We start from the raw sequence: 18,413 nt of genomic DNA on the forward strand, positions 1-18,413 counted from the left end.
TTACATCGTATTTAACTGAATTTTGTCATATTATTAGTACTTGTGTTAATGTATATATGATATGATAAAAAAGCCAATGAAAAATTTGGTTACTGGATTTAGAATGGAGGTACCTTACGAGAATGGCTTTAAAAGAACTTTCACAAGGTATTAAGATAAGTATTTCTCGTTCCATCGCAACATCTTTTGAGCGATATATGAAAGAAATTGAATGGAATGAAAAAAAATACGATGTAGCAAATTTCGTCTCAGAATGGCAAAAATATATTCATACTCAGTCCTCTTGGTATGCACAGGTGAGTGAGGATGTTAAAACAGATCCTACCTTCCATGAAGAGTTAGCCGTAAAAATCAATGAAACGATTGAAAAAACCTTTTCAGATGAACCGACTGCAGAGCAAGTTATAGAAATTGAGCAACTTCAAAAGGAATCGGGAATTGAAATGGATTATTCGTGCAAAATGGAAGCGAAATTTGTCATTGAACAATTGAAGGATGTAATAAAAAAAAAGCAAACCAATTAACATTAGCAAGCCAAAGTGAAATTGATTATGCGTCAATACTATATACAAAAGCATACGCGAAGGAAATGCCGCGCTATACATACACAAAGCAGGACATTGACTATATTGTTGAGAAGCTGACCGAAAAATTAGCTACTGGCTATGATGCATTTGAATCAATTATTATTCACTGATATATAAACAAAGTACCAAAGAATGAACTTTCGGTACTTTTCATTATGGAAAAAAGGTGCCGGATCAATGGGCACCTTTTTTCGTCTATTCAACTATTCTTCGCTGGAAGTTTTGGTTTGTTTCTTAATTGCTTTTTGAATGTTTGAAGCAATTCGTCTCCTGAGTAACCCTTCTTAAGCAAGCTTTCTAATAATACTTCAGCAAAGTCATTTTTATTACGCATCAGTTTACCGATAAACAAAATGCTAATTGAGTTTTCAATTTCTTTGATCGTCGCCATTCTTGTAATAAATGATGCAGGGTCGTTTTCCTTTTTTGTAATTACAACTTGTAGAATCAACTCTTTATCTTTCTCAAAATAGGCTTGAAATAACTCTCTATAGCGATTATCAGCATAGACTTCCAAAATCCACGTGCTTTGTTCATCTTCTTTATTAATAATCAGTCCGTCTTCAATCTCAACATCAATGAGGTTTTCTTCTTCAACTATTTGCATCGAAACCAATTTAAAAGTTTTCATATGAACCCCCTTTTGCCGATTAGTTTGTTTGTGTGCATTATATCATACAGCATGTTGATTGCGCATATTCTGAACGATTCAAAGGATTTTTAAAAAATAAATGAAATCAATATATCGCTCAGAAAGAGGTCTCGAAAAATAAATTTTCTCTGAGGAGAAATTGAATTTTCCCCTTTTATAACACATTTTTAGCGTTTTTACATTTGTGGGTGGACTAGGTAAGATGAAAAAAAGAAAGGAGAGCTTAAAATGATTAATCAGGTCATTCTAGTTGGAAGGCTAGCTAGAGAACCAGAAATTAGCCGGACTGCAGATGGAAAGCCAGTCATGAGCATTGCCCTTGCAGTAAATCGTCCTTATAAAAATACGAAAGGAGAGAACGACGCAGATTTTGTTCAATGCACATTTTGGAATAAAGCTGCAGAGAACACCGCTTTATATTGCCAGAAGGGATCATTAGTTGGAATCACTGGACGTATTCAAACACGCTTTTTTGAAAACCAAGAAAAAAAACGAGTTTATGTTACAGAAGTGATCGTAGAGAATGTACGATTTTTAGATCGAAAAAAAGAAGTTCAATTCACATCTTCAGGAAGTGAACCATTTTGATGCAGAAAGAATTAACATTAGAGTGTATGCTTGAAAGCTTAATTAAACTTATAGGAAAAACGAATGAGCGGGTATGCCAATTAGAAGCGCGCATTCATCAGCTAGAAGAACATACAAAGGACATAGACTCCTAAAACATTTCCCTTCTTAATTTTCCCCGTATAAAAAATCAATGGTCACCTCATACCTCCTTCACGATTCGGGCATTTGCCCGGATTTTTTTAACTAATTTATTCAAATTATTTTGAAAATTAAGTAGATAATCCTACGACATTTTTCCCTTTATCTATCTTTAGTCTCTTATATTGACACTTTTCGATATGATACGGTTATATAGAAACAAAATTCTGAAAATTCCGGAAGGGGAGAAGTCGAAAAATGAAAAAAAGGTTTAAAGGACTAGCAATTATTACAATGCTATTTCTGCTTTTTTCAAACTCTGTTGCAGCAGCAGTTCCAGAAAAGGTGCAGAGTACAAAAGGAAAAGATAATCAATCCTCTATTACTGAGCTCTCAAAACAGCAGGTAGAAGAAGAGCAGTATAAGTCTACAGATATTGTTCGTGTCATTGTCGAATTAAAAACAGAACCATCGATTCTTTATGCACAAAAGCAAAAGAAGAGATTTAAAGAATTGCCTGCGATCACGAAACAAAAATTGAAAAATGATCGATTAACTGAACATGAACAAGTAAAACGACAAGTTCGTCAAAATCGTGTTAAGCTTGTTGAGCACGAAAGCTTTACAACAGTTGTGAACGGCTTTAGTGCGGATGTTATGTATGGAGACATTGATAAAGTAAAAGAAGTTTCAAATGTCCAATCTGTCCAAATCGTTCATGAATATGAAGCGCCAGAAGAAACACCTGACATGGTATATAGCAAAGAACTCGTACAAGCTCAAGAAGCTTGGAGAGAGTATGGCTTTAAAGGAGAAGGAATGATTGTTGGTGTCATTGATACCGGGATTGACCCGAATCACCGAGATATGATTCTTTCAGATGAAACAGAAGTTGCTTTAACAAGCGCAACTGTTCAACAGTTTAAAAATCAATATGGACTAGTTGGTAAATATTATACAGATAAAGTCCCTTATGCATACAACTACATGGATGAAAACGACATAATTGGTGACATTGGGCCAGGTGCAAATATGCACGGAATGCACGTTTCTGGTACAGTCGGAGCAAATGGTAGTGAAGAGAATGGCGGAATCAAGGGAGTTGCACCAGAAGCACAAATTTTGGGCTTAAAAGTATTTGGTAATGACCCTAATATGCGCTCTACATACAGTGATATTTACGTAAAAGCAATTGATGATGCGATTATTTTAGGTGCCGATGTATTAAATATGAGTTTAGGTTCAGTTGCTGGGTTCGTTGCACCTGAAGATGCTGAGCAGGTGGCAGTAGAACGTGCAGTAAACAATGGAATCTTAATGGCGATTTCTGGTGGGAACTCTGCGCATTTTGGAAACGGATGGGCAAACCCTACACCATCTAATCCTGATATCGGGGTTTCTGGTTCACCAGGTGTATCTTATCATTCATTACAAGTATCATCGATTGAAAACAATTTCATGGATTTAGATGCAGTAAGTTTTGAAATTGGCGATGAAACTGGAGTTGCACCATTCTTATCTGCAAGCAGTGTCCACCCAAATGATGTGAGTGAAAAAACCTTTGAGCTTGCTTATGGCGGAGTCGGACATCCTGAACAATTGACAGATGTTGAAGGGAAATATGCATTAATTATTCGTGGAGAGCTTGCATTTACCGATAAGGTAATAAACGCTCAGCAAGCTGGAGCTGTTGGTGCGATCATCTACAACAATGCAGATGGTTATGTAAACATGGCTACAGATCCAAGTATTACAATTCCACAATTATTTATGTTAAAAAATGATGGAGATCACTTAGCAGATGCACTTCAATCTGGTGAAACAGTAACAATTACTTTCACTGGAGACAAAACAACAGCACCAAACCCAGAAGGTGGTAAGATGAGTGCTTTCACTTCATGGGGACTTACACCAAACCTAGATTTCAAGCCAGAGATTACAGCTCCAGGTGGACAAATCTATTCAACTCTTGAAAATAATGAATACGGAATGATGAGTGGTACTTCTATGGCAGCTCCGCATGTAGCAGGTGGAGCGGCACTAGTATTAGAAAGAGTGGATCAAGAATTTGGCGTCACTGATTTTGAACGTGTCAACGTTGCCAAAAATCTAATGATGAATACTGCGAAACAGGTCATAGACCAGGGAACAGTTAACTCATCATTTGCTTGGGAGCTTCCTTATTCACCACGCCGTCAAGGCTCTGGTATTATGCAGTTGCACTCTGCATTATCGACTCCTGTCATCGTAACTGAATCATCAACTGCTGAAGCAAAAGTTGCGTTAAAAGAAGTTGGAAATGAATTCTCATTTGAATTAAAGGCTAAAAACTATAGTGATGAAGCAGTCACGTATGATGTTGCAGCGAATCTACAAACAGATTTTGCAGCATATGAAGAATTAGGTTGGGCTGCAGATGAATTAGAAGCTCAAGAAATTTTAAATACGACGATTACAATCAATGGTGAATCAACTTCAGAAGTAACAGTGCCAGCGAACGGCGAGGCAACAATTACAGTTGCAGTCGATGTAAGTAATGCGCAAGTTGTTGATCCTAGTCTAACAGGCAGCTGGACGACACCAGTTGCAATCGAAGAAGTTTTCCCAAATGGATACTTTGTTGAAGGGTTTGTAACATTAACAGACGTAAGCGATGTAAATCCAGAGCTTTCTGTTCCATATGTTGGTTTTAAAGGTGAGTGGGACGCTGCACCAATTTTAGACGGTATGAAATACGACGACCATTCATTCTATGGAATGGGTGGAGCTGTTTATGATGCTGGAGATGCTTATAATTACTTAGGCTACGATCCAATTACAGGCGAGTTCCGTTCAGATACAATTGCGATTTCACCAAATGGCGATGGCGTTCAAGAAGAGTTAATCCCTGTGCTGTCGTTCTTGCGTAATGCGAAGCAAGTCGCATTTAATGTATTAGACGAGGATGGCAAGCAATTAAGAACAATTCGTACAGAAAATACAATCCGTAAGCATTATTATGACGGTGGCCGCGGTGCTTACTATACATTAAACCCGAACTGGAAATGGGATGGTAAAGTACGAAATCGTGTTGTCGCAGATGGAGAGTATTTCTTTGAAATTAAATCTATTGTTGACTTCCCAGGAGCAGAATGGCAAAGTGTGAAAATCCCTGTCATTGTTGATACAGTAGCTCCAACAGTTCAACTTGCGCTTGTCGAAGGAAATACTGCACTATCAATTGATGCACAAGATGAAGGCTCTGGTGTCGCATACCTAGAAGTACTAATCGATGGTGAGTCAATTGTAGATGGACCAGTTGACCCGCAAGAAACAACTTTCACTTTACCAGAAGGATTAGAGGATGGACAGGTTGTAACTGTTGTAGCGTATGACTATGCAGGTAACGCGACGGAAGAAGAAGTGGAAGTACAGCAAGATACTACGATACCTTATGTGTATTTAGATGAGCCAGATGCACTTGGAGTCTTTAATTCGAATACTGTCAATGTAAGTGGTCGTATTATTGAAGAATCAGGCTTGAAAGAATTTAAAATTGCCGGTCAGGATATTGAGGTTACTTTTAATGAAGAAACAAAAGAATACGAGTTCTCTTCAAACTTAACATTTGAAGATGGTGTTCATACATTTGCAGTTAAGGCCGTTGATATTTTTGACAATGAAATCTCTTTCAACCGTACAATCATTGTCGATTCAACTGGTCCCGAAATTGAAATAAGTGGACTACCTTCTATTAAATACATTGCACATGATGCCGAAGATCCGATTATTGATGCAACAGTTACCGATAATTTTGATGAGCTTCGCTTCTATGTAGATGGAGACGAATGGTTCTATCAACAATTTAAAGCACCTTACGAAATGAGGGGCATTGAAGAAACATTCACTGGAATTGACCTTCCGTTAATTGATGGTTTGAATGTGTTTCAACTTGAAGCAGTAGATATAGCGGGGAACAAAACAGTGAAGACAATTGAGCTGTACAAGCTGAAGGAAGGAGAAACACCACCAGAACAAGGTGAAACTCCGGACAAAGGCTCAATTGTTGACAAAGTAAAAGAAAAAGTGAAGGAAACGGTAAAAAAAGCCGTTTCTAAAGCAGAAAATGTCTTATCGTTCATTTGGGGCATTTTTAAGAAATAAACCTATAGAAAATCCCCAATCGTAAAAGATTGGGGATTTCTATATGGTTGGGAACATTACCCTTTCAAGTTTATCTTATAAGGGTTCGGATTTATCTAGCACAAATTAAGATTTATCTAGCAAGTTTCCGGATTTATCTAGCACAAACTAAGGTTTATCTAGCAAGTTTCCGAATTTATCTAACACAAATTAAGATTTATCTAGCAAATGCCGTATCGAATCATTTCTCAAAAACGGTCTTATCAAACTGGCTTGCTCAAACATCACGTGACCGCTAGTTCAACATCACGAGTTCATGCAGTTCATCGTTTGACAGTTCCGTGACCCAGCTATCACTTTGGATGATTTCATCATTTAGTGATTGTTTTTTCTCAAGCATTTGGTCAATTTTTTCTTCAAGTGTTCCTGTTGCAATTAGTTTATGGACATGGACGAATCGTTTTTGTCCAATGCGATATGCACGGTCTGTTGCTTGGTTTTCAACTGCAGGGTTCCACCATCGATCGTAGTGAATGACGTGGTTAGCTGCTGTTAAGTTCAACCCTGTGCCTCCGGCTTTTAATGACAGGATAAATACAGGGAATTCCCCATTTTGAAAGCGCTGGATCATATCGTCTCGATTTGCCTTCGACACACTGCCATTTAAAAATGGAACCTCGACTTCAAGCTGCTTTCCAATCATGGATTTCATCATCATCCCCATCTCGATGTATTGAGTAAAGATTAGGCAGCTTTCTCCTTGCTCATGAATGGAAATAACCATCTCCTGAAGCTTTTCGAGTTTTGACGAGCGAGTTACAATGCTCTTAGGCTTTTCCTCTTTCAAATAGAGTGCAGGATGATTGCACAATTGCTTCAATCGACTTAAAAGCTGTAGAACCTTTCCGCGGCGTTCGAATGTAGACAGCTGTTCGATTTCTGCAAACGTATCTTTGACGAGTTGTTCATATAAAGAGGCTTGTTCTACGGTCAATGGACAATATTCCTTTTGTTCTTGTTTATCTGGTAAATTCAACTGCACCTCAGGATCTTTCTTTGTTCGTCTTAATAGAAATGGTCGAATGTAAGATTGGAGCTGTTTTACTTTCTCCTTGTCATCGTCCTTTTCAATTGGTACAACAAATCGCTTCTGAAATTGCCCGAGACTTCCTAAGTAGCCCTTGTTCGTAAAATCAAAAATGGACCATAGTTCTGATAGACGATTTTCCATAGGTGTTCCAGTCAAGGCAATATGATGTCGCCCTTTTAGCTTCCTGACAGCACGGGATTGCTTGGTTTGCGCATTTTTAATATTTTGCGCCTCATCAATGGCAATCGTGCTCCACTCGATTTCGGTAAAATCGTCTTGATCCATCTGTGTGAGACCATAAGAAGTAAGAACGATATCAGCCTTTGCTGTCGCAGCTATGAAGGCATCACCCTTCAGTCGATTACCGCCATAATGCAAATACACATTCATGGAAGGAGCAAACCGTTCAATCTCCCTTTGCCAATTCCCAAGTACTGAAGTTGGACAAATGATAAGCGAGCTCCCATTTTCAGTTTCCTTCACCTTTAATAAATACGTTAGCAATTGAACTGTTTTACCAAGACCCATATCATCTGCTAAGACGGCACCAAAATAATAGTTGCGCAAAAACAAAAGCCAGCTGTATCCTTGTTGTTGATAAGGGCGAAGCTCTCCTTTGAAGCTTGCAGGAGGTGCAGCTAAGGGTATTTCATCTGTATTGCGTAATTGATGAAGCATGCGTTTCCATTGGGCATTCAATTCTAGTTGAATCTTCGTCAAGTGCATCGGATCCTCACGGTCACTTGCTTCTTCTTCTCTGCGCAACATTTCTTGTTCAATCATATCTCTAACATGAATTCCTTCGCGATCCGCTTGCTTCATTAACTCCTGAATTTGTTTAATAAACTGAGGATCAAGTTTAATCCATTTGCCCCGAATAAAAACGAGTCGCCGCTTTTCATCGACTAATTGTTGAAATTCACCCTCAGATAGTTCCACACCGTTCATTGAAAATCGCCAATCATAGTCAAGCATTGCCTGAAGGCCAACAAAAGATTGGCGGTGATTCGAAGTTCCTTTTACATGCGCCTTTACCTTCATATTTGCATCCTTCATCGCCTGCCACCAAGAAGGGAGGAGAATTTCAACCCCGAGGATGAGCAATACTTCACTTGCATCCGTTAAGAAGAGCCATGCTTCTTCCTCTGTGAGCTGTGTAGCTAGTGTACCCGGCTTGCCTTGTAACCAAGGAAATAGTGATAGCCATTTTTGAATCTCTTCTTGTACATCACTTTGTAAGTTATGCCAGATGGGAGGGAAATCGCCCCATTTGGTCACATCAAACACTAGATCGGGATTCGATTTGTCCCGTAAAAATAAGATGATGCTCCATGGCTCATGGATTTCAGCGGGTTCTTCAAGTCGGAGTCCAATTGAAAAAGGGCGATTTTCTTCAATCAGTCCGATCCATCTTTGAAATGTTCTTTCATCGAAATACGTGGAGAGCATCTTCCCAGAGAGATGATCGCTTTTTAACACTTCAAGCTTTTCGGTGAACGCATCCTTCGCAGAGTCATGTATATGTAAATAGTTATTTAATGCTTCATCAAATAAATCATGTGTAATAGCTAAAAATGTTCGCTCCTGAATGTCATGCTCCCAAAAGGTCGGATCAAAATCATCTCTTACAGACTGTGGAAGCTTCCAACGAAACGCCTCCTCTTGCCATGCAGAGAAGTCAGGTACCCATTCTTTATCCAAAATTGCTTCATATAAAGAAGGAGCAACCGCCAGGAGTGATTGAGAGAGCTCATCCCAATCCCACTCGACCAAGCGATTAAACTGTTCTGCAGCGAAGAGTGACACAACTTCCCACCCGCTTAAGCGGTAGCCTTCAATGTCCTCTTGCTTCATCGTTGTTAAGAACGTACCATAAAAGCTTTCCTTGTGCCGTCCAAAAAGCTGATCTTTCCATAATAAGCGTGGCAATGGCTTGTTCTTCGTCGCATACAGAAAAAAGAGTCCTTCTTCAATTGGATTGATATGAACTTTTATATACGTAGCACTAACCATGGATTAGTTTTCCCCTTTTACATTCTTCATGAAAAGCTCGCAGACGTTTCGTTTTATCAAGCAGCCTAGATAAGAAATAACTCCATTCGTCTTCTCGCTCTAGTTCACGATAGAGTTTTTTCAACCGCTTCAATTCAATCACCGCCTGCCGATATTGCTCGCGGTTTTTTAATTCAATATGATCTTGTATGGAATGATGATAGAGCGGAAGAAGGAGCTCAGGGTCCTTTTCTGCAACAGCCGAGAGCTTCGTTGAATAAATGGAATTTAATTTCATCCCTATCATGAATTGTAGATCAACCCACTTCTCGTACTGCTCACGTTCAAAAAAGAAATCTTCTAATTGTCGGTAACTATATGGCAATGACTCAATCAGCGCTTTTTCGAATAAATCGATTTTTCCTGTTTCAAAGCAGTAGGCTGTAATTGATTTAATGAACAATCGAGTGAAATCTCTTCCAGCAGGCACATAATCATAATTGCTTAGGTGATCCCGAAGTTTTGACAAGAGCGGTGGAACGATTTGATTCATTCGTTGCCATTCCTTTTTCTGTGACAATTGTTCAAGCCAGAAGAGAGAGTATGGAAGAAAATCCTCCTCAGGTGCAGTAAGAATTTCAATCACTTTGTCATCGTCTTGAAGAAGAAAGTACAAATGACAAAGTCCCATCACCATGGCAATCGAGCTATCTTGATGGAGCTGGAATTCATTCTTAATACGGGCAATCTCTGCTTCACGCCATTCCTTCTTTTTAAAGAAATATGTCCATAACAACCTATACAACTGAAGGCGATCGTAATCTAGCGGGAACGATTTTGCAATCAACCCGATCGTATCGACACGTAAATGCTCAATAATTGAGTCAAAAACGAATGGAAAGGCTTGCGTCGATAATCGGTGAATGAAGTATTCCATTTCCTCAATTAACTCGTCAAAGCAATTCTTTACATGTCGATCAATCTCTTCTTCTGAATAGCCATATTCATTACATACATCCATTAATTTTCGATACGTATAATGGTAACCGCAGAGAGAGTACATTAATCGCCATTCTTGCTCCATCGGTGCCTCAGCGATCAGTTTTTTTTGATAAACCTTAAATAATTCGGAGATTACATAAGGCTTATTTAAACGATCTTCTTGGAAGATGGAATGAAAGCTTTCCTCAAAGCGTTTCGTCCATTCTTCATAGTTCGTTACAATAGGCTTTTTATTTTTTAATAAATCACGCGCACGCTGCATGCTTGAGAGCTGAATCTCTTTCTTTTCACGAAGCGGCTGTCTCCATGCATCGACCCAATTTGTCACGCTCTTTCCCTTGGACAAAATATAAAAAAACAGCGCGAGTTGATGACGGCAAAATGCGTCAGCAGGACAAGAGCAAGTACTGCTTTCAATCGGAAAGTTGAGGTCCAATTTTACCTGTGCTGGCGTAACATCTTGAATCGTCCCTTTAATAAAATCGCGATTAAAGGATACATGTCTAACAAGCCCCTGACGAAAAAGCATGAGGCCTTTTTGAACGAGCTTCACATCTCCTTCATTCTCTATATGCAATTGACTTTGTATTTTCTGTGCCATTTCCTCAAGCGAATCATGCATATACTCAGGAATCATCGACATGGAGTTCTCTCCCTTATCAAATCTGTTTAATTTTTTGGTGGGTATTTTAAAGTGGCATGAGCATCATGCTGCATACGTTCATGTTCGACTCGAAGCTGCCACCATTCGTTTTACGTGTAACGTAGGCATATAATTTGCCATGAAATAGTTACTTTAAGAGCTATGATCATAATGAGCCCAGCCTTCTGCTTCACCGACGTCTTGTCAGGAAAGCCGGTACTAGCACAGCCTGTGAGTCATGCAAACAGAGTAACACAAAATAATGCGCTGTTGTTGGCGTGCCAATAGGCTTAGCGCCATCCGATTTCTAATAGTGCATTCCTTCATTATACCATTTAAAGGGTGTTCAATGAAGGGCAGGGGGGATGAGTAAGAAATCGTCAAAGTGCAAACTCAGAAATTTTTACAGATTATGGCGAAAAATGTCTTTATAACTATGTAATTTGACATGAAATATTGTAAAATAGAGAAGTAAAGAATTTCTAGGGGGTCTATAATGGGTTATCGTTTTCCCGTTTTTAGAGGATTAAAAAATATACAGGTTATTTCTCATTACATAAAAAAAGAAGAAAGACTCTCTTGGGTTTGGAGAAAGTCTTTCATTTTATTATTCTCTAGTATCATCATTTATATGCTAGCGGGCTATATTGGAATGGGCACAAGTCCTATTTCGAATGAACTGACGTCTTTGTCACCACATGATTTTGAAACATATAAGCTTCTCTATATTGTTGGTCAAATTGTCCAAGGCTTGATTTTAACGGCTTGCTTTCTATATCTCCCTACGTTGTTTTATTGGGCATTGTTAGATATTGAGTATAGGCGAATTCTAGCTGTCCAGGTCATGACAGCATGTATTTTTTTACTAGAGAGATTGATTCATATTCCACTATTTTATTATTTTGCAATTGGTACTGAGTCGAATCCATTTTCACTAGGGATTATCGCTGGGCTAGTTACGGAACACAATATAATTGTGTATTTCTTTGCGACAATTACATTGTTTAAAGTTTGGATGATCATCTTTCAATACAGATATTTTAAAGAAATTACGACAATGAGAAGACGAAATATCCTCTTTATGCTCATGGGGTTCCAACTATTTGTTTCAATTTTAGCCGCATTGTTTATGTATATTGACTTCAATTCAATGTTTATGTGAGAAAGGATGTTGAACCAATGAATAAGAAAAAGCTAATTGTGTCAATTATCATCGTCTTATTTATCGCATGCAACATCTTTCTTCTTTCTAAACAAGACGTGAAACGGACATTCTTGGTCGAGGAATGGACGGAGCTAGATCGAGAAGATTTAATTGTTGCGATACCGAAAACAGGAATCTATATGCCATTGTCAAAAGAACATGTGTACTTTGATTCATCAGATGGTCGATTTAATGGATTTCAAGTACAGCTTGGAGATGTTATTGATCGTGGAACAACTCTATTCGAATATTCACCAGAAAGTATATCTGATAGTAGGAGTCGGTTCGAATCGGAAAAATCACGTTTAGAACAAGAATTACGTGGACTACAAACGCAAATTCGTGAATTAGAAAGCATGCAACGAGCACAGAGAAGAAACCAATCCGATGAAGAGCCGCTAACGGACTATATGCTACAGACCATTGAACGTGATTTATTAGAAAAGGAATATCAAGAAGCACGAATTGAGAGTGAAATTTCTAAATATACGAGCTTAATCAATTCCTCCAATAGTCAATTAAGAAACTTATCAATTGAGAATGAAGTGGCAGGAACGATTGTAGAGATTAACCATTCATTGGCGAACCCAGTCATCACGATTGCTTCAAATGAGCAGAGAATTGAAGGGTCCTTCACTGAGCAGGAAATGCAATCAATTGAAGAAGGCATGAAAGTCATCGTCTCATCTGAAGGGTTAGAAGAGCCAATTGAGGGTACGATTGATCAATTATTTATGCACCCAGAAGAAACACCTGCAGTTGGCGAAGAGCATACATACGCCTTTACTGTTTTGCTAAACGATACAGAGATGGAGCAGCAGTTAATCGGGCAGCATGCTAGCTTGTCTATTGTTACAGAGGAAGTGTTTGATGTAATAACAATGCCTGAAGAGGCTGTTCAGTACAAAGGCAAGGAACCGGTGGCAATCGCATTACGTGGCGGTGTACTAGAGCAACTTCCTCTAGAAACTGGCTTAATTGTAGAGAAACAAGTTGAAATCATTGAAGGAGCAGATCAAGATGAAGTCGTTCTCTTGGAAAAACCTCGCTACTTCCAAGACAAAAGCCCATTTGTAACCAAACTTGATGTAACGAAGCTTAGCAGAACAAGTTTAAATAAGCTTGAACGAAAAGAACAATTCCAATACATTGGGAGAGGATTACTGCAATTTAAACATTAAAAATAAAAAGGAGCTCTGACATAGAGCTCCTACGAAGAAGCTGCAATTAGAGGAGTGAACTGCTAATTGTAGCTTCTTTTCTAATCTAAGAAATACTTAATTCTGTTTCAGGCGCTTTTTCTTTAAAAACACAGGTTTGAATCCCAATAATCTTGAGAAAGTTCATTATCTTCTCATGTGACAAAGTTTTGAAATCTTCAATGATCGTCATTTCAAGGATATAGGCAATCTTCTTACTTGTGCAATGTACTTGTGTGAGCTCTTTTGAATAAGGAAAATCAGTTTTTAGGTTGGGCTTTTGTCCCTCTTCACAAGTGTAAATAATCGCTTCTCCAACTTTTCTTGATGACTCATTGAAATAAAAGGAAAAAACAATGGCACTCACGTCTTCAACAAATATTGGTTGCACTTTCATGTCGAGATCTAAGCTCATTCATTTCACCCTTCCTTGGAACTTTGTCTTATTAGTACTATAACAAATATAAAAAAAAAGAAGATTGCCCGTATTTAACAAAAAATTCGTTATAACATCTTCTTTGTTTGTTCAATACACCATTTTTCCTATAAAATATAACTATAAGAATATTCCTGGGATATTTATTAACAGAAGGGAGGACAGAGATAAAAAAAGAGCACTCCGTTATGGAGTGCTAAAGCGAGAGAAAAGATTCAATACTGTTTAGAATAAAGTTGGAAGTTCTAAAATGACAATTTCACCTACACCTGAAGCAAGGGTAAAGCTTGCAGCTCCAAACAATACAGTACAAACAGCCATTGCTACTAAGAAACCTTTTTTCATCATGAACTCCTCCTAATTAAAAAATAGTATGTTGAAATTTCTTATACTTATTAAATCATACTTTTAAAATTAGTACTTAGGCAATTACATCTTGTCTCTGCGGAAAAAGAGACATGTATCCTCAATTTTCTTATGTATTTTCATAAAAATATAATTCTAGGAATATTTCATGATAAGAAAATTGAATGTATAATAAAAAAACAGGTTTTTATGCCTATTAAAAAATAGTCGAGTGGTATTAAGTGATTAGTGTTTTTCATATATATTACATTTAAAGATGACTCTAACAGAGAAAAGGAGGCGTCGTTAATGGATTTTACTGCAATTGGTATAAGGATTAAGGAATTACGGAAGTTATTAAATTTATCACAGAAAGATTTAGCAGAAGGAATCTGTACTCAAGCTCAAATAAGTAAGATAGAGAAAGGAGATGTATACCCATATGCTTCGACCATCTATCTAATTTCTCAAAGGCTAGGCGTCGATGTTAATTATTTTTTTGATATTGGAACGACACCACGTTTGGATTACGTTCAAGAGGTTAATAGACAGTTAATGATCACAAGAAGAAACTCTGATTATAAAGAAATGGAAACGATTGTGAAGGCAGAAGAGAAAAATCCACTGTTTACACAAAATAAAAAAAATTTACAGCTATTATTGTGGCATAAAGGAATATGTCAATATGTATTAAAAAAGGATGTTCAATCATCTCTTTCAAATTTAGAGTATGCAATTGAGCTCACACATGTTTTAGAGAAGGTTTGGTCTGAGAGAGAGATTGAGGTGCTACTAAGCATTGGGTCAGTTTATTTTGAAGAAGGCGATTATAAAAAAGCATTAAAAGTATATCTTAATGCGAGAGAAAACTTGTTACATATACCATTTATACATGACCATACAACTCTAAGTAGATTAAATTATGCTATTGCTAGAACATATACAAGATTGGGGAAGTATAAAGAGTCTCACCATTATTGTAAAGAAGGAATAAAATGGTGTATAGAAAAGGATAATTTATATTTATTGGCGGAATTGCATTATCATATTGGTTATAATTATGAAATACAAGGAAATATCAATAAAGCACGTTTTTATATGGAGAAATCTTTAATATTTTTTGATTTACAGGGTGATGAAAAGTATATTAATCATGTAAAAGAAAAAATATTAGAATTTTCTAAAATATATAAATGATGAATTGAATGAGGCATCCGATTGGGATGCCTCATTTTTAGTAAAACCTCTTAAACCCATCAAAGCGCTGTTGGTAATAGGGGTTGTTTAAACTTGTAATTGTTACCCCTAATGTACCATCTGCATGAATAAACTCGTTATTTCCTAAGTAGATCCCCATATGTGAAATGCCTTGGCGATATGTATTCACAAAGAATATGAGGTCACCAGGCTGTGGATTATTCACATAATGGCTTCTCCCGTAATAACCATCTGTTGAATATCTACCAATGCTGATGCCAGATTGATTTAAAACATAATGAATAAACCCGCTGCAATCAAAACCTGAAGGAGAGCTACCAGCCCAAAGATACGGAGTGCCGAGTAACGATTTCGCATTCTCAATTACTGAATTTACCGGCTGTGGAGCAGGTGTCGGGCTTGGTGCTGGAGCACTTTGTGAGCTGACAATCAACTTTTGACCAACAAAAATTAAATCAGATGATAATTGGTTCCATGTTTTTAATTGCTGAACAGTTGTTCCACTTATAGCAGCGATTTTACTTAATGTATCTCCAGCCTTAACAATGTAATCTGAAGCTGAAGTTGGTGGTGCTGGTACTACTGGAGCAGGCTTTGGCGTTTCAGTAGGTTGATTTGTACCTAGACTAATTTTTAGTGTTTGTCCTGGAAAAATTAAGTGGGTTGTTAAGTTATTCCACTTCATCAAATCTTGTACGGTAACCTTATGCTGTAGAGCGATTCTAGAGAGTGTGTCTCCGCTTTCAATGACATATGTACTAGTGGCTGGAGCCGTCACAGCAGGTGTTGGAGCTGGAGCTGGTTTTTCCACTGTAGGTAGTGAAGCTATTTTTAAGCTTTGATTAATATAAAGCGTATCAGATTGTAAGTTGTTTGCTTTCTTTAAATCTGCAACTGACATATTGTATTTTTGAGCTAAGTTCCATAAGGTATCTCCTTGTTGAACTGTATGTGAGTTCGCGAATGCTTGTGAAGCAAAAGAAGTAGACAATATGGCAACAGTCGCGAGGGAAACAACCTTTTTATTCATTTTTATAGTTCTCCTTTCGTGAATAAAAACAGGATTTTCTATTTATATCGACATAAAAACCTATAGTTGTATGATGGAAATAGGTATAATTGCATGTAAGTTTTACCACATAACCAAAATGGAAATATTGAAATCTAGAAATCGACATTTACTTTTTGTTATACTATTGAACGTAAGAGATTTGTTTTATAACCTATTGAATCAAATATATCTTGCAAATATACAATTGATAGGTGGAAGGAAAAATGACGAAAAAACCATACAGAGTATTGCTTTACTACATGTATGTCCAGATTGAAAATGGAGAGGAATATGCAAAAGGGCATTTGCAATTTTGCAAGGACTTCAACTTAAAAGGGCGAATCTTAATTGCTGATGAGGGCATTAATGGAACGCTGTCTGGGACATACGAAGATACAGAAGCTTATATGCAAATGATGAAGGCAGACCCTCGCTTTGTTGATATGATCTATAAAATAGATGAAGAAGAAGAACATGCATTTAAAAAGATGAAGGTTCGTTATCGTCCAGAGCTTGTAACGTTAAGACTTGAAGATGATGTGAACCCGAATGAAGTAACTGGAACGTACCTAGAACCAGAAGAATTCTATAAGCGCCTACAAGATGAAGACACTATAGTACTAGATGCACGAAATGATTATGAATTTGACTTAGGGCACTTCCGCGGTGCAATTCGTCCTGATATTCGTAATTTCCGCGATCTTCCACAATGGGTACGAGACAATAAAGAGCTTCTAGCAGATAAGAAAATCGTAACGTATTGTACGGGAGGCATTCGCTGTGAAAAGTTCTCAGGCTGGCTGTTAAAAGAAGGTTATGAGGATGTTGCTCAGCTTCACGGCGGGATTGTCACATACGGAAAAGACCCGAAAGTTCAAGGTGAACTATGGGATGGGCAGCTTTATGTATTTGATGAAAGGATTGCAGTTCCTGTTAATCAAAAGGAGCATGTGGTTGTAGGAAAAGATTATTTCTCAGGAGAGCCATGTGAGCGTTATGTAAACTGTGCAAATCCTGAGTGCAATAAAAAGATCCTTTGTTCAGAAGAAAATGAGCATAAATACATGCGTAGCTGCTCAGACGAATGCCGTTCACATGAACGAAACCGTTATATCGCCGAGCATGGCTTATCAGAAGAAGAAGTAGCTGAAAGATTAAATAATATATTGGTGTAAGAAAAAAAGCCCAACTCAAGCAATTATATTTTGCTTGTTGTTGGGCTTTTTTGAAAGATAAGAAAGTGTCATGAAAAACATAAACTTGGCTGTTTGCTAGATAAATTGAGAATGTTGCAAGATAAATCAGGTTTTTTGCTAGATAAATTGATAACCTTGCTAGATAAATCAGGTTTTTTGCTAGATAAATTGATAACCTTGCTAGATAAACTTGGCTTTTTACTAGATAAAATCGAAATATTGCAAGATAAAACTAGAATAGCTCTCAGAGAAAACCAATATTCCACCAGAAGGAATAATTTTAGCTTTTCTTATATAAAGATATGGCCAATCCAACCATATACGACAAAAACGTGAAGTGAAGAACCCAACCTTGTTGCATGGTGTTAAAACTAAAGTAAGTGACGAGTGTATTTGACGCGAACCGATACAAGATCACGGTCATGTAAGAGATAACGAGACCGAGCACTGTTGAGTATAACGCCCACTGTACATTTATTCTCAAATCAATCTTTTTAAACATTAGTAAAAGATAAATGATAATAAATAAGATTGGGAACCCTACCGCAATGAATAGATTTAGATAAATGAATTCTCCTAAATAAAGCCAAGTTGTTAATTGAATCCATACGAGTGGAATCGAAAAAAACACCATAGTCTTCACTCTTAATTTGTTGTATAAAAAAATGAAGATCAGAAAGCTAATGAGCATAACTAAAGGAGCTAAGTAAACAACTGCAATGAAAACTGTGAGCATATTCATGTTCATGCCATTAGGAGGTGCATATTGATAAATGGTGTAATAATATGTTCCGGCATATGAAATGAAAAAGATTGCAAAGACTCCTATCAAGATAGCTAGGAAACTAGAATTAAAAAAGCGTTCAACATACTTCATTTGTGTTCTCCTGAGGTTGATTTTTAAAGAATATTACTATTTACACTTTTAATATAAAAAGATTATAAGGTGAGAAAGTTATTTTTGAAAT

The 18,413-nt window shown here is 37.3% G+C and carries 14 protein-coding genes; 8 read left to right on the top strand and 6 right to left on the bottom strand.

The window, feature by feature from the left end:
* Positions 1-122: 122 nt before the first annotated feature.
* On the top strand, positions 123-524 hold the full coding sequence (locus tag AC6F34_RS08150) for a hypothetical protein (protein ID WP_500770857.1): 402 nt from the start codon (positions 123-125) through the stop codon (positions 522-524).
* A 262-nt stretch (positions 525-786) separates the two neighbouring features.
* On the opposite strand, the gene AC6F34_RS08155 is transcribed toward AC6F34_RS08150, so the two are convergent.
* The gene (locus AC6F34_RS08155; protein WP_500770859.1) at positions 787-1,218 is read right to left on the bottom strand and encodes a YwpF-like family protein; all 432 of its coding nucleotides are present in this window, start codon (positions 1,216-1,218) and stop codon (positions 787-789) included.
* 249 nt (positions 1,219-1,467) lie between these two features.
* Between AC6F34_RS08155 and AC6F34_RS08160 the strand changes: the two genes are divergently transcribed.
* From AC6F34_RS08160 to AC6F34_RS08170, 3 genes are all read left to right on the top strand, one after another.
* Positions 1,468-1,827, top strand: a complete 360-nt coding sequence (locus tag AC6F34_RS08160; RefSeq protein WP_500770861.1) for a single-stranded DNA-binding protein — start codon at positions 1,468-1,470, stop codon at positions 1,825-1,827.
* Positions 1,824-1,961, top strand: coding sequence for a hypothetical protein (locus AC6F34_RS08165; protein ID WP_500770863.1), 138 nt, complete (start codon positions 1,824-1,826; stop codon positions 1,959-1,961). Before AC6F34_RS08160 ends, AC6F34_RS08165 begins: the two co-directional genes overlap by 4 nt.
* 244 nt (positions 1,962-2,205) lie before the next feature.
* On the top strand, positions 2,206-6,090 hold the full coding sequence (locus tag AC6F34_RS08170; RefSeq protein ID WP_500770865.1) for a S8 family serine peptidase: 3,885 nt from the start codon (positions 2,206-2,208) through the stop codon (positions 6,088-6,090).
* Positions 6,091-6,364: 274 nt separating this feature from the next.
* Here the strand turns inward: AC6F34_RS08170 and AC6F34_RS08175 are convergent, their stop codons facing one another.
* The gene (locus tag AC6F34_RS08175) at positions 6,365-9,172 is read right to left on the bottom strand and encodes a DEAD/DEAH box helicase (protein WP_500770867.1); all 2,808 of its coding nucleotides are present in this window, start codon (positions 9,170-9,172) and stop codon (positions 6,365-6,367) included.
* The gene (locus tag AC6F34_RS08180; protein WP_500770869.1) at positions 9,165-10,796 is read right to left on the bottom strand and encodes an SWIM zinc finger family protein; all 1,632 of its coding nucleotides are present in this window, start codon (positions 10,794-10,796) and stop codon (positions 9,165-9,167) included. The genes AC6F34_RS08175 and AC6F34_RS08180 overlap by 8 nt, the downstream gene beginning before the upstream one ends.
* A gap of 496 nt (positions 10,797-11,292) precedes the next feature.
* Here AC6F34_RS08180 and AC6F34_RS08185 point away from each other — a divergent pair, with 496 nt between their 5' ends.
* Together AC6F34_RS08185 and AC6F34_RS08190 are read left to right on the top strand one after the other, a co-directional pair.
* Positions 11,293-11,958, top strand: a complete 666-nt coding sequence (locus tag AC6F34_RS08185) for a hypothetical protein (protein ID WP_500770871.1) — start codon at positions 11,293-11,295, stop codon at positions 11,956-11,958.
* A 17-nt stretch (positions 11,959-11,975) separates the two neighbouring features.
* Positions 11,976-13,181, top strand: coding sequence for an efflux RND transporter periplasmic adaptor subunit (locus AC6F34_RS08190; RefSeq protein ID WP_500770873.1), 1,206 nt, complete (start codon positions 11,976-11,978; stop codon positions 13,179-13,181).
* Between the two features lie 85 nt (positions 13,182-13,266).
* Here AC6F34_RS08190 and AC6F34_RS08195 read toward each other — a convergent pair whose 3' ends face one another.
* Positions 13,267-13,614 (bottom strand): hypothetical protein, encoded by a 348-nt coding sequence (locus AC6F34_RS08195; protein WP_500770875.1) that lies wholly within the window; start codon positions 13,612-13,614, stop codon positions 13,267-13,269.
* 675 nt (positions 13,615-14,289) lie between these two features.
* Here AC6F34_RS08195 and AC6F34_RS08200 point away from each other — a divergent pair.
* Complete coding sequence (locus tag AC6F34_RS08200) at positions 14,290-15,177, top strand: helix-turn-helix domain-containing protein (protein ID WP_500770877.1); 888 nt, start codon at positions 14,290-14,292, stop codon at positions 15,175-15,177.
* 37 nt (positions 15,178-15,214) lie between these two features.
* Here the strand turns inward: AC6F34_RS08200 and AC6F34_RS08205 are convergent, their stop codons facing one another.
* Positions 15,215-16,228 (bottom strand): C40 family peptidase, encoded by a 1,014-nt coding sequence (locus AC6F34_RS08205; RefSeq protein WP_500770879.1) that lies wholly within the window; start codon positions 16,226-16,228, stop codon positions 15,215-15,217.
* Positions 16,229-16,473: 245 nt separating this feature from the next.
* Between AC6F34_RS08205 and trhO the strand changes: the two genes are divergently transcribed.
* Positions 16,474-17,424 carry an oxygen-dependent tRNA uridine(34) hydroxylase TrhO gene (gene trhO, locus AC6F34_RS08210; RefSeq protein WP_500770880.1) on the top strand — a complete coding sequence of 317 codons (951 nt, stop codon included), beginning with the start codon at positions 16,474-16,476 and terminating at the stop codon, positions 17,422-17,424.
* Positions 17,425-17,725: 301 nt separating this feature from the next.
* On the opposite strand, the gene AC6F34_RS08215 is transcribed toward trhO, so the two are convergent.
* A complete protein-coding gene (locus AC6F34_RS08215; RefSeq protein WP_500770882.1) occupies positions 17,726-18,322 on the bottom strand; it encodes a hypothetical protein in 597 nt (198 codons plus the stop codon).
* Positions 18,323-18,413 lie beyond the last annotated feature (91 nt).

It is taken from the genome of Niallia sp. CD-39 (assembly GCF_059874745.1).

Coding starts and splice junctions, on each gene's coding strand:
- AC6F34_RS08170 (WP_500770865.1), top strand. CDS start 2,206: ATGAAAAAAAGGTTTAAAGGACTAGCAATTATTACAATGCTATTTCTG.
- AC6F34_RS08205 (WP_500770879.1), bottom strand. CDS start 16,228: ATGAATAAAAAGGTTGTTTCCCTCGCGACTGTTGCCATATTGTCTACT.
- AC6F34_RS08190 (WP_500770873.1), top strand. CDS start 11,976: ATGAATAAGAAAAAGCTAATTGTGTCAATTATCATCGTCTTATTTATC.
- AC6F34_RS08150 (WP_500770857.1), top strand. CDS start 123: ATGGCTTTAAAAGAACTTTCACAAGGTATTAAGATAAGTATTTCTCGT.
- AC6F34_RS08180 (WP_500770869.1), bottom strand. CDS start 10,796: ATGTCGATGATTCCTGAGTATATGCATGATTCGCTTGAGGAAATGGCA.
- AC6F34_RS08215 (WP_500770882.1), bottom strand. CDS start 18,322: ATGAAGTATGTTGAACGCTTTTTTAATTCTAGTTTCCTAGCTATCTTG.
- AC6F34_RS08175 (WP_500770867.1), bottom strand. CDS start 9,172: ATGGTTAGTGCTACGTATATAAAAGTTCATATCAATCCAATTGAAGAA.
- AC6F34_RS08200 (WP_500770877.1), top strand. CDS start 14,290: ATGGATTTTACTGCAATTGGTATAAGGATTAAGGAATTACGGAAGTTA.
- AC6F34_RS08155 (WP_500770859.1), bottom strand. CDS start 1,218: ATGAAAACTTTTAAATTGGTTTCGATGCAAATAGTTGAAGAAGAAAAC.
- AC6F34_RS08160 (WP_500770861.1), top strand. CDS start 1,468: ATGATTAATCAGGTCATTCTAGTTGGAAGGCTAGCTAGAGAACCAGAA.
- AC6F34_RS08195 (WP_500770875.1), bottom strand. CDS start 13,614: ATGAGCTTAGATCTCGACATGAAAGTGCAACCAATATTTGTTGAAGAC.
- trhO (WP_500770880.1), top strand. CDS start 16,474: ATGACGAAAAAACCATACAGAGTATTGCTTTACTACATGTATGTCCAG.
- AC6F34_RS08185 (WP_500770871.1), top strand. CDS start 11,293: ATGGGTTATCGTTTTCCCGTTTTTAGAGGATTAAAAAATATACAGGTT.